The following is an 11,419-nucleotide window of genomic DNA, read 5'->3' as shown; positions in this document are numbered from 1 at the left end:
GGCCGCGAGCAGGTCGCGGCCCCACCTTCACTTCAGGCGTTGAGGACGGGGTAGGCGGCCAGCAGCTCCACGAGCGCGGGGCCGTACAGCCGCACCCGCTTCTCGCCGAGGTAGGGCACTTGCGCCAGCGCCTCCACGTCCTTCGGGGGCTGCGAGGCCAGCGCGTCCATCAGCGGGTTGGTCAGCACCACGCTGGGCGTCACCTTGCGCTCGGTGGCCTTCTCCACGCGGAAGGCCTTGAGGGCCTCCTCGCGCTTGCGCTTGTTGGCGTCCTTGGGCCCCTTGGCCTCGCGCTCCGGCGCCAGTTCGCCCCGGCGCGACTTCTCCAGCAGTTCGCGCACCACGGCCAGGAGCTCCTCCCCGTGTGAGCGGATGAAGGAACCCCTCACGCCAGCCATGCGCGCCAGCTCCTTGGGATTGGTGGGCAGCTTCACGGCGATGTCACCCAGCGCCATGTTGGAGAGCATCCGCCCCATGGGGACGTTGTCCTTCTCCGCCCACTCCAGCCGCTTGCGGTGCAGGGCGTGGGCAATCGCGTGGGCCAGCGTCATCTGCGTGGGATTCAGCCCGGCGCGGGGCAGCTTGGGCTTGAAGTCCGCGCCCACATCGGGGCGCGCCGCGGCCTCGTCACACAGGCGGACGCAGTCCAGGAGAACCTCCTCCAGGATGTCGGCCTCGCGGCAGGCGTCGCGCACCTGGCGGCCCAGCTCGCACAGGTAGCGCACGTCATTGGCGATGTACTCCCTCATGCCCGGGGGCAGGGGGCGGATGGAGAAGTCCGACTGCTGGTGCTCCTTCGGCAGCTCCACGCCCAGCCGTTCCCGGGCGAGGTCGGCCAGGCCCACCTTGGGCCACCCCAGCAGGGTGGCCGCCCGGTGGGTGTCGAAGAGGCCCCGGACCCGGACGCCCACCTCGGCGAGGAACTGGAGGTCGCCCTGGGCGGCGTGGAAGAACTTGGTGCGCGCCGGGTCGGCCATCAGCGGGGCGAGCATGCCCGGCACCACGCCCGGCTGGAGCGTGTCCAACAGGAAGACCTGGTCGTCGGTGGCGAGCTGGAGGAAGCACAGCCGGGCGCGGAAGGCGTGCATCGAGTCCGCCTCCAGGTCCACGGCGATTTCGCGCGCGGCTTCCAGCGTGCGGGTCGCGCTCTCTTCTCCAGAGGCATCTACTACGTCAACGGCACCTTGCGGGTAGGTCGGCATTGCGGGGGGCAGGCTAGCGGACCGGGCCTTGGGATTGAGGTGTTTTTTCCCGGGCCGCCGCTAGGATGGCCGCGCCGATGAACGACGTCCAGCGCCTGGAAAAGAGTCTGCTTGGCCACGTGGGCCGAGCCATCGCGGACCACCGCCTCATTGAGGACGGGGACCGCATCATGGTGGGCGTGTCCGGAGGCAAGGACTCCTACACGATGCTGCACCTCCTGCGGGAGCTCCAGCGTCGCGCACCCGTGAAGTTCGAGTTGCTGGCGGTGAACCTGGACCAGGGCCACCCCGGCTTCCCAGCGGACAAGCTGGAGGCGTACTTCCAGCGGGAGGGCTACCCGTACAAGCTGCTGAAGGAGGACACCTACAGCATCGTCCTGGAGAAGACGCCCCCGGGAAAGACGCAGTGCTCGGTGTGCTCGCGCATGCGGCGCGGCATCCTCTACACGGCGGCCGTGGAGCTGGGGTGCACCAAGATTGCCCTGGGGCACCACCGCGACGACCTCATCCACACGCTGCTGCTCAACCTCTTCTTCGCCGGCTCCATCAAGGCGATGCCGCCGCTCTTGCGCAGCGATGACGGGCGCAACGTGGTCATCCGCCCGCTGTGCTACGCGCCGGAGAAGGACATCGCGAAGTTCGCGGAGTTGATGGGCTTCCCCATCATCCCGTGCGACTTGTGCGGCACGCAGGAGAACCTCCAGCGCAAGCGGATGCAGCGGCTGATGGAGGAGCTGGGCAAGGAGATTCCCAACGTCCGCCAGAGCGTCCTCAACGCCATGGCGAACGTGCGGCCGAGTCACCTGCTGGACAAGACGCTCAACCCCGACCCGCTGCACGCCAGCGAGGAAGGGGCCACGACGACCGAACCGAAGGACACGCAAGGGAGCGCCAGCCCATGGCTCGAGAGCAGGCAGTGAAGGCGCGGAACGACCGCAACGGCGCACTGGTGGAGGCGATGCTGCTGGCCGCGATGGCCGACGGACGCGTCTCGCAGCGGGAGATGCAGACGCTCCTCAGCCGCGTGCTGGAGCGCCCGGAGTTCGAGGGCACCCGCCCGGACGAGCTCAACGCCCTGGTGGAGACCAGTGCCGAGCGGTTGTCGGAGGCGAAGAATCTGGAGGACGTGCTCGCGTCGCTGCGGCGCCGGCTGCCGGACCACAAGAACCGGATGCTGGCCTTCGGGCTGGCGGCGGCGGTGGCCCTGGCGGACCAGCGCGCCACGCGGGACGAGCTGGGCCTGCTCAAGACGTTCCAGGCCGCGCTGGGCATCTCCGAGGACGAGGTGGCGCAAATCATCGACGTCATCGAGAACGGCGGCAGCCTGGCGGAGGCGCTGGGCGAGCCGCTGGAGCGCCTGTTCGCGGAGGTCATGGTGCTGGTGAGCGCCGCGGACGGGAAGCTCCAGGAGGCCGAGGCCCGGGCGCTGGTGGAGAGCTTCGCGGCCGACCCCCTCTTCGAGAACGTCAGCCCCGAGCGAGCCCAGAGCTTCGTCAGCGAGTCCGTGTCGGCCCTGGCCGCCGAGGGCCTGCCCCAGCGACTCCATGTGCTGGCTCACGGCCTGACGACGCACGCCCAGCGGGTGAAGGCCTTCCGGCTGGCCATCAAGATTGCCCACGCGGGGGGCGCCCCGAGCCATCCGGAGCAGCGAATCCTGGATATGCTCCAGGCCACGTTCGGCCTGGCCGACGATGAAGTGGCGCGCCTGGGCAGGGAGGGGTAGTTAGGGGGGCGTATGACCCTGCAATCCCCCTCGACGCCCCGGCATTCCTTCCGGTTCGGGTTGCCCCCTTCGCTGGGCAGCGAAACGGCGCGAGAGCGCGCAGACCGACTTGCCTCGTTCCTCCAGCGCGCGCTGGGCAAGCTGGTGGAGGTGAGCGTCGCGTCCAGCTACGAGACGCTCGCCAAGGACTTGCTCTCCGGCCGCGCGGATGCGGCCTGGGCCCCGCCCTTCGTCTGCGCGCGCATGGAAGCCATGGGCGTGCGCGTGGTGGTGCGGGGCGTGCGCCGGGGCATGTCGTCCTACCGGTCCGCCCTGGTGTGCCGGGCGGGCGCGGGGCTGACGGTGGAGCGGCTGAAGGGCACCACCGCCACATGGGTGGACCGGGATTCGGTGGCGGGCTACCTGCTGCCCACCGCCTACCTCAAGACGCAGGGCCTGGAGCCGACGCGGGCCTTCTTCGCGCAGCACTTCGCGGGCTCGTACCAGGGCGCGCTGGAGGCGGTGCTGGACGGCAAGGCGGACGTCACCAGCGTCTTCTGCCCGCCGGCGTCCACGGGGCTGACGTTCGCCACCGGCGTGGAGGACGTGCTGGGCGCGGGCGCCGGTCGGCGCTTCGAGCTGATTGCGTACACCGACGAGGCCCCCAACGACGGTGTCCCGGTGGCCATGGGGCTGCAGCCACAGCTGGTGAGCTCGCTGGAGTCCACGCTGCTGAGCCTCCAGTCGTCGCCGGATGGGCAGGCGCTGCTGAAGGACATCTTCAACGCGGAGCGCTTCGAATCCGCGCCGCGCATGGGCTACCGCGCGCTGTACCGCGTCGCGCTGGCCAGCCTGTAGCCGCACCGCCAGGCGTCATCGTTTCGTGCCGCTCTTCCCGTGCGCGTTGGGGCAGGATGCGCGCATGTCCGAATCCAAGCGCTACGAGGGTGGTTGCCACTGTGGTCTGGTCCGTTACGACGTGAGCCTGGACCTGAGCCAGCCGCTGGTGTCCTGCAACTGTTCCATCTGTCTCAAGACGGGCATGTTGCTGGGCTTCGCCCCCGCGGAGCAGTTCAACCTCCAGAAGGGGGCCGAGCACATCACCGACTACCAGTTCGGCAAGAAGGCCATTCACCACCTGTTCTGTGACACCTGCGGGGTCCGCTCGTTCGGGAAGGGCACGATGCCGGACGGCAAGGAGATGCGCGCCATCAACGTCCGCTGCCTGGACGGCATCGAACTGGACGGCCTGCCGGTGATGAAGGTGGACGGGAAGAACTTCTAGTCCTGGGGCTACTTGCCGCCGTCGCCCTGTCCGCCGGGGCCCTTCGGTGGAGGCCGCTTCGCCGGGGCGGGTTTCGCACCCGGCGCGGCGGCCGGCGGACGGGCAGTGGCGGCGGGCCGCGCCTGGCCGGCGGGTACGGGCGACGTAGCGGGGGAGGACCCACCGCTGGCGCGAGCCGGAGGTCGGGGGGCCTGGGCCCTGGCCGCCTGACGCGGGTCGAAGTTGATGACGGTGGGCTCGGTGGCGAAGCGGTCCTCTTCCAGCTCCTCCGCGTACATGTCCCGCATGAAAGCCGCCAGGTGCGCCGTCGTCGCGTGCAGCTTCTCCGTGAGGAGGAACTCCTCCAGCGCGAGCTGCAGCTCACCGGCCGTGGAGAATCGTTCGTCGCGCTTGCGTGCCAGCGCCTTGAAGACGATGGCGTCCAGCGCCTTGGGAATCTCCGGCACCACCTCCGACGGAGGGACAATCTTCGTTCCCACCACCGCCTTGAGCGTGGCCAGCTCCGTCTCGCGCTTGAAGAGGCGCTGCTGCGTCAGCAGCTCGTAGAACACCGTCCCCAGGCCGAACACGTCCGAGCGCGAGTCCAGCGGCTCACCCCGGGCCTGCTCCGGGGACATGTATGCGTGCTTGCCCTTGATGGTGCCGACAATCGTCTGGGACAGCTTCCCGGACGCCTTCGCCACGCCGAAGTCGATGAGCTTCACGCCACCGTTGAAGCCCACCAGCACGTTCTGCGGGGACACATCCCGGTGGATCAACGCCAGCTTCCGGCCCGAAGGGCTGCGCGCGTTGTGGGCCGCGTCCAGGCCGGCGGCCGCGTCCGCGATGATGCGGCACTTGAGCCCCAGCGGGATGGTGATGCCGTGCTGCTGGGCCCGGGCGCCCAGGGGGCCCACGGCCTCGCCATGCACGTACTCCATGGCGATGTAGTACTGCCCGTCCACGTCTCCCAAGTCGTAGATCTGCGCGATGTTGGGGTGGTTGAGGTGCGCGGCGATGCGCCCCTCATCCAGGAACATGTCGATGAACTCGTCGTCCTCGGACAGGTGGGGCAGGAGCCGCTTCACCACCAGCAGCTTCTGGAACCCCACCGGCCCCTTCTGCCGGGCGAGGTAGACGGCGCCCATGCCGCCGATGGCGAGTTTCCGAAGCAGCTCGTAGCGGCCGAATGTTTCCACGACGTCCGCCACGATAGCCGCGCCGGGTGGGAACACGGAAGTCCACGGTGCATCATTTCCTGTAACACCGCGACTTCCCTGTCTTGGCCGGGGTGACCCGGACCTCCCTGCCGGGCCTACGGGACCGCGCAGAGGCTGCGGTAACGGACCTCCACCGACTGGCCGGCCAGGGGGATGGCCCCGGGCTGGAAGACGATGGCGTTTTGCTCCGCGTCGTAGACCCACTGCGTCGCGGGCACCGGCTGGCCCTGGACGCGCACGGCCATCTCCCCCAGGCCCGTGGGCGTCGCGGTGAGCGGGAAGTCCGCCTGCGGCTCCCCGGCGCCCTGGATGACCTGCTCCAGCAGCCCGTCGTAGTTCTGTCCGCAGACGTTGGCCACCTGTCCCCCCGTGCCGTTGGCCACGGCGGTGAAGCGGGCCGAGCCACTGCCCGCGGTCGCGCAGCCGGCGTCGGTGGGCACCAGCCCATAGAGCCGGCTGCGGTGGGACATGCCCGTCCCCTTCATCGTCCGGAGGAACTGGATGTAGCTCTCCGGACCGAAGCCGGAGTTGTCGTCCTCGTCGGCCAGGACCACCACCGCCATGCGGGCCGCCGCGCGGACGAAGCCGGAGTTGCCGTCATTGGGTTGCGGGGTGCGCGGGTCATCCATCTGCTCGGACAGGGGCGCGGAGAGTGCCTGGCGCATCGTCTCCAGGCCCTGCACCAGGTTGTGGCACATGCCCACGCCCAGGTTGGCCTGTATGTTCGCGGCCGCGGTGGCGCTGGAGCCGGACACCACGCGAGGCCGGCTGCCGTCCACCGGGAAGAGGCGCCCGGCCTCGCCGCCGTTGGCGCCGCCGCTGCACTGCGGGCCCCGGGCCACCAGGCCCGTGCTGGTGACGGCCACGCGCACGTCCACGCCGTTCGTCTGGGCCGCCTGCAGCCACTGCGGAATCGCCTCCTTCAGCCGGTCCTGGTACTGCTGCATGGTGGTGGTGTTGGACACCACGAAGAGGACGTCCAGTTGGCTGTCGGCGCCCTGCGTGTAGCGGTCCACCTGGATGCCTTCGTGGTTCGTCTCCGCCAGCAGCGGCACGAGCAAGGGTGAAGGCTCATTGGGCGTGCGCAGGTACAGCGGGCTGAAGTGCTGGCCGTGCACGTTGCGCGCGTAGCCGACCTCCAGCTCGAAGCCCGCGCCCGGCGCCAGCGTGACGGGCGCCGTCATGGGCATCACCAGCGAGAACTGGTGGCTGGTGCCGTTGCCGATGTCCGCGCCCGTCACGGTGACGGGGCTGCTGCACCGGTTGGCCACGTACGTCTTCCGGGGCGCCGCGGCGCAGTCGTAGCGGATGGGGCCGAAGTCCACGAAGGACGGCGTCGCCACCAGGCAGCTCTGCCGGGACACGCCCTTGAGGGGCAGGCGCACGATGGGCGCGGCCGGGTTGCTCACCGTCAACTGCAACTCGCCGGTGAAGTCACCCTCCGCCTGCGGCCGGAAGGCCACCATGGCGCTGAAGCCCGAGTCGTACGGCACCACGCCGCCCGTGAGCCGGCCGCCCGGCATGAAGAAGACGCCGCCGCCGTCGTTGCTGATGTGGATGTTCTTCACGGCGCACTCGGCGCTGCCCGGGTTGCGGAAGTGGAAGCCCTGCACCGCGCCCCGGTCCGGCGTCACGTTGCCGAAGTCCATCACCGGCTGCGGCGTCAACTCGTACACGCACGGCGCGGTGGCGCGCGAGCGGCCGGTGAGGATGATTTCGCGCTCCGGGTTGAACAGGTCATCCGAGCGCACGCGCAGCGAGGCCGTCCATGTGCCCGCCGCGGTGGGCTCGAAGTAGACCTTCAGCTCCAGCGCATCGGCGCCGGGGGCAATGGGCAGCCCGGGCGTCGCCTCCAGCACGGGCCAGACGCCGCCGCTCCACGGATAGGCCTCGGTGCCGCGCGTGGGCACGTTCACGCTGAACTGCGGACTGTCGCCGCCCGCCGCCACGCCGATGAACTGGAGGGGGCCGTTGGTGCCCGCGTTGGAGATGCGGATGGCGCGCTCCACCTTGCCGCCCACCGGCACCTCGCCGAAGTCCAGCGACACCGGCGTCACCGCCAGCGTGGGCCGGCCGCCGCGCGCGTCCAGAATCACCTGCGAATTGCGCGCCTTGTCGGACGTGTAGTGCACCGTGAGGTCGCCCACGTTGGGCCCGGAGAAGCGCGCCGCGAACTCCATCTGCATCTCGACGACTTCGCCCGGGCCGACCGAGGAGCCCTCCGGCCGGGAAAGCGGCACGAAGGCATGGTCGCTGGTCACCAGCCGCTCGATGGTGACGGGGCGCCAGGTGATGTTGCGCGCGCGTGTGTACGACTGCGTGCGCTCATGCACCGGAATCAAATCGAAGGGGATGGGCGCCGGGTCGAACACGAAGGCGGAGGCCACCGAGTTGCCCTTCAGTTCCACGGTGGCCGGCGTGCAGCCTTCACAGGAGAGAATCTCCAGGCGCGCGCCCATGTTTCCCAGCGCGCGGGGCAGGTACCTGGTGCTCACCATGCGCGACGACAGCGGGGGAATGGTGATGGTGTCCGGGGTGAAGGGGTCCGTGTGCGTGCCCACCACCGACAGCGTCAGCGGCAGGTCCACGGGATTCGTCACCGTGACTTCCAGCGTGCGTTCGCTGTCGACCTCGAGTGTCTCGTAGTCCAGGAAGGGCGGCTCCACGCCGATTGGGGTGGGCGTGCCCACGCCCATCACCTGCACCTGGGCTTCCGCGCCCTGGTTGGCGTCCGTCTTGACGTGCACCGTCTCCGTCGCCAGGCCTTCGGTGAGCGGGTGGAAGCGGACGTGCACCACACGGGACTCGCCCGGCAGTACCCGCTCGGCGCCTTCGCCCAGCTCCACTTCATAGGAGGGGTTGTCGGCCAGACCCAGCGCGTCCAGGGTGGAGAAGGGCACGTACCCGACGTTGCGGATGCGGACCTTCCGCTCCCGCCACTCGCCCACGGGCACATCGCCAAAGTCGAGGAGGTCCGAGTCCACCACCGCGGTGGCCTGCACCGCGCGGGTGTCCTTCCCCTCGTGGCACGCCGTCCCGACGGTTACGAGCAACGCCAGTGTGAGTCCACGCCCTGTCAGCCCCATCCTCATTTCTGGCTCCCCACCCTTCTCCCCACACCCACCGGCCCGAGCCCGGCGAGTGATCCGCCACTTGCTCCTCAATCAATTTGCGTACCAACCCAGAGAGCAAGGGGGCGTCTCCCTGATTTCAGGAGGTTGGCGTGATGTGGGTGTCATCAGGTTGGCAAAGAGGAAGGGCGATACTCTGGAGGGTGAAAGACTTTCCCGTCCTCCCGTCGGTGAGGAAGTGTAGGTGAGCATCAAGGGACGAGGCGAATGAGCGCCTCCGCGACCATTTCGGGCTGCTCCATGTGGACGTGGTGCCCGCCGGGGAGGTGCAGCGGTGGATGGGCGAGGGTTTGGAGCGCCTGCGTACGGTTGCGCATGATGGCTTCATCGTGGCGCAGCCCGCCGGTGGCGAGGATGAGCTGCAGCGGGCAGGTGACGCCGGCCTGGAGCGCCATCCACTGGGCCTCGTCGTAACCCATGCCGAAGCGGCGGCGGTGGCGCGGGTCGAAGGTGAAGGCGAAGCCACCCTCGTAGGGCTCCGTCCCGTGCTGGGCGAGGTACAGCGCCGCGTCCTGCGTCAGCGTGGGGCTGTTCTCCAGCAGCCGTGCCGCGGCGGCCTCCACGGTGGGGTAGCGCTTGCGGTTGGGCGGGCGGCGCGCGTCATCCAGTGCGCTGCGCAGCCGGCCCAGGGCCCCTTCCGCGGGTCCGCCAGCGGGGCCCAGGCTTTCGATGAGCGTCACGCTCTTCACGCGGCCCGGGCGGGCGGCCGCGTAGGCCTGTGAGACGATGCCGCCCAGCGAGTGCCCCACCAGGTGCACCGCGTCCAGGCCCAGCCCGTCCAACGTGGCCTCCACGTCGAGCGCGTAGTCGCTGAACTGGTAGGTGGCGCCGGGACCCACGTGGGCGCTGCGGCCCATGCCCCGAAAGTCGAGCAGCACCAGCCTCCACGTCGGGGGCAGGTGCGGGATGAGGGCATCGAAGCTGTGGGAATGGTCCAGCCAGCCGTGCAGGAACAGCACGGCGGGCGCGTCGGGCGCGGGGCGCTGCCGGACATGCAGCGCCAGGCCTTCGGCATCAACAGTGAGGGATTCGAGCGCGTCGGACACGGGAGCCTCCTGCCCCGTGCCTTACCCGGTTCATTCGCCCGGGAGAACCGTCATCCAAGCCTGGACGCGGCGCGCGTTCAGCGGGGCCCGGCGGGTTGCCGCGGCGGCCCACCCGTGTCGGGCCGGGAGAGAATCATCGCGAGCTGGCGCGCCTGATTCTCGGTGGCGCAGCGGTACTCCTGCTGCTTGCCGTTGTCCTTCTCGATACGGAGAACCCAGACATCGTTTTCCTTCGTAACATTCGCCTGCTGGGACATGTGGCGGTTCCTCCCCGCCGCGGGGAAGAGCATGTTTCATGCCGCACAGGAGAGTGGCCTCAAAGGCCCGAATTTCCGGCACTGCACCGCTCCGCCTCTGGAGCGGGGTGACAAAAATTGTGCACAGTTGCGACAATTTTGGCCGGAAAGCCTCGCATAGATTGCGTAGTGCCCCAGGGCGGGTCTGCCTTTACCCTGTTACAACCCGAGGTGTCAGGTGTCCTGGGCGTCGGGCCATTCCCAGGCGGAGCGGTAGCCGCCGTTGGCCTGGGTACCCTCGACGAAGCGGGCATAGAAGGGGTGCCCGCTGAGCGTGGCGGAGTCGCCCACGACGAAGAGGTGACGGCGGGCGCGGGTGAGGGCCACGTTCATGCGGCGCAGGTCCGTGAGGAAGCCGAGCTGCCCCTCGCTGTTGGAGCGGGTGAGGGAGACGATGATGGCGTCCTTCTCCCGGCCCTGGAACGCGTCGACGGTGTCGACCTCCACCTCGGGGCTGAGCGCCTCGATGCGCTCGCGGAGCTGATGGGCCTGGGCGCTGTAGGGCGTAATTACCGCCAGCTCGCGGGGCGCCAGTCCGGCGGCGAGCAGGGCGCGCACGCGGGCTTCCACCAGACCAGCCTCGCCGGGGTTGAAGAGGCTTCGCGTGGTGGGCTCGACTTCTTCGTCGAAGCCCTTGCCCGCGGTGTCCAGGTAGAGCACGGGGGGCGCATCCACGTCCGCGCCAGGCGTGAGGACGGCGTCCAGCGTGCGGTCCGCGATGGATGGGTGGGCGCGAAGCTCGCCGCCGTACATCTCCCGTGAGGGGAAGTCCATGATGCGCACGTTCATCCGGTACTGCTCGCGCAGCATGCGTTTGACGCCCTCGCCGTGGTCCTTGAGCAATCGCTCGAAGAGGCTCACGCCCAGGCCGGCCTTCGCGGCCTCCTGGGAGAGGACGGTGGGCGGTAGCTGCTGCGGGTCGCCGGCGAGGATGACGCGGGGCGCGCGCAGGAAGCCCAGCAGCGCCAGGGGCTCGGTGGCCTGTGTGGCTTCATCGAGCAGCGCCAGGTCGAACTGCTGTCCAGAGAGCACGCCGGAGTCGAGGCTGGAGAGCGTCACGCAGATGACATCCGCGTTGGCGAGCACGGACTTCACGGCCTTTCGCTCCAGGGCGCGGGCCTCGTCGAGCATGCCCTTGGCCTCACTGGTGGACGCGCGGGCGTTGGCGAAGCGCTCGCGGCTGCGGCCCTGGTTTCGCTGGCGGCGCGCGTAGCCCAGCAGGGAGAAGGCCTCGTCGAAGAGGTCGCGGGAGACGGCGCGGTCCGGGTGGGACTCCACGACGATGTCCAGGGTGTGCTCCTGGAGCCGGGCGGCCACGCGGGCGGGGTGGCCCACGCGGATGGCGCGCAGGCCCTTGTCCAGGCACAGGTCCAACAGGTGGTCTACGGCGGCGTTGCTGGCGGCGGTGCACAACAGCCGCTTGCCGTCCGCCACGGCTTGGGCGGCGACCTCGGCCAGCACGGTGGACTTGCCGGTGCCCGGAGGGCCGTGGACCAGGAAGAAGTCCTCGGCGGCGAGCGCGCGGGCGGTGGCGTCCTGCTGCTCGGGGTTGAGGGGG

General features: G+C 69.7%; 10 protein-coding genes. 4 read left to right on the top strand and 6 right to left on the bottom strand.

What is annotated here, in order from left to right; translation table 11 throughout:
- Positions 1 to 32: 32 nt before the first annotated feature.
- A complete protein-coding gene (locus F8M74_RS09235; protein ID WP_141258720.1) occupies positions 33 to 1,202 on the bottom strand; it encodes a ribonuclease D in 1,170 nt (389 codons plus the stop codon).
- A 65-nt stretch (positions 1,203 to 1,267) separates the two neighbouring features.
- Between F8M74_RS09235 and ttcA the strand changes: the two genes are divergently transcribed.
- From ttcA to F8M74_RS09215, 4 genes are all read left to right on the top strand, one after another.
- On the top strand, positions 1,268 to 2,122 hold the full coding sequence (gene ttcA / locus F8M74_RS09230; RefSeq protein ID WP_141258721.1) for a tRNA 2-thiocytidine(32) synthetase TtcA: 855 nt from the start codon (positions 1,268 to 1,270) through the stop codon (positions 2,120 to 2,122).
- A complete protein-coding gene (locus F8M74_RS09225) occupies positions 2,101 to 2,925 on the top strand; it encodes a TerB family tellurite resistance protein (protein WP_140794966.1) in 825 nt (274 codons plus the stop codon). Before ttcA ends, F8M74_RS09225 begins: the two co-directional genes overlap by 22 nt.
- 12 nt (positions 2,926 to 2,937) lie before the next feature.
- On the top strand, positions 2,938 to 3,762 hold the full coding sequence (locus F8M74_RS09220) for a phosphate/phosphite/phosphonate ABC transporter substrate-binding protein (protein ID WP_141258722.1): 825 nt from the start codon (positions 2,938 to 2,940) through the stop codon (positions 3,760 to 3,762).
- A 64-nt stretch (positions 3,763 to 3,826) separates the two neighbouring features.
- Complete coding sequence (locus F8M74_RS09215) at positions 3,827 to 4,189, top strand: GFA family protein (RefSeq protein WP_163884362.1); 363 nt, start codon at positions 3,827 to 3,829, stop codon at positions 4,187 to 4,189.
- An 8-nt stretch (positions 4,190 to 4,197) separates the two neighbouring features.
- Here the strand turns inward: F8M74_RS09215 and F8M74_RS09210 are convergent, their stop codons facing one another.
- From F8M74_RS09210 to F8M74_RS09190, 5 genes are all read right to left on the bottom strand, one after another.
- Positions 4,198 to 5,403: a serine/threonine-protein kinase gene (locus F8M74_RS09210; RefSeq protein ID WP_141258724.1), complete on the bottom strand. Its 1,206-nt coding sequence runs from the start codon at positions 5,401 to 5,403 to the stop codon at positions 4,198 to 4,200.
- 80 nt (positions 5,404 to 5,483) lie between these two features.
- A complete protein-coding gene (locus F8M74_RS09205; protein ID WP_141258725.1) occupies positions 5,484 to 8,480 on the bottom strand; it encodes a choice-of-anchor D domain-containing protein in 2,997 nt (998 codons plus the stop codon).
- A gap of 230 nt (positions 8,481 to 8,710) precedes the next feature.
- Entirely contained in the window at positions 8,711 to 9,565 is an 855-nt protein-coding gene (locus tag F8M74_RS09200; protein WP_141258726.1) for an alpha/beta fold hydrolase, read from the bottom strand.
- 77 nt (positions 9,566 to 9,642) lie between these two features.
- Entirely contained in the window at positions 9,643 to 9,822 is a 180-nt protein-coding gene (locus tag F8M74_RS09195; RefSeq protein WP_225888111.1) for a hypothetical protein, read from the bottom strand.
- A gap of 213 nt (positions 9,823 to 10,035) precedes the next feature.
- Positions 10,036 to 11,419 (bottom strand): AAA domain-containing protein (locus tag F8M74_RS09190; RefSeq protein ID WP_141616960.1); only part of this gene is annotated, 1,384 nt, incomplete at its 5' end.

It is taken from the genome of Myxococcus sp. CA023 (assembly GCF_010998615.1).
Taxonomy (GTDB): Bacteria; Myxococcota; Myxococcia; order Myxococcales; family Myxococcaceae; genus Myxococcus.
This window is presented reverse-complemented; position numbering and strand designations above follow the sequence as displayed.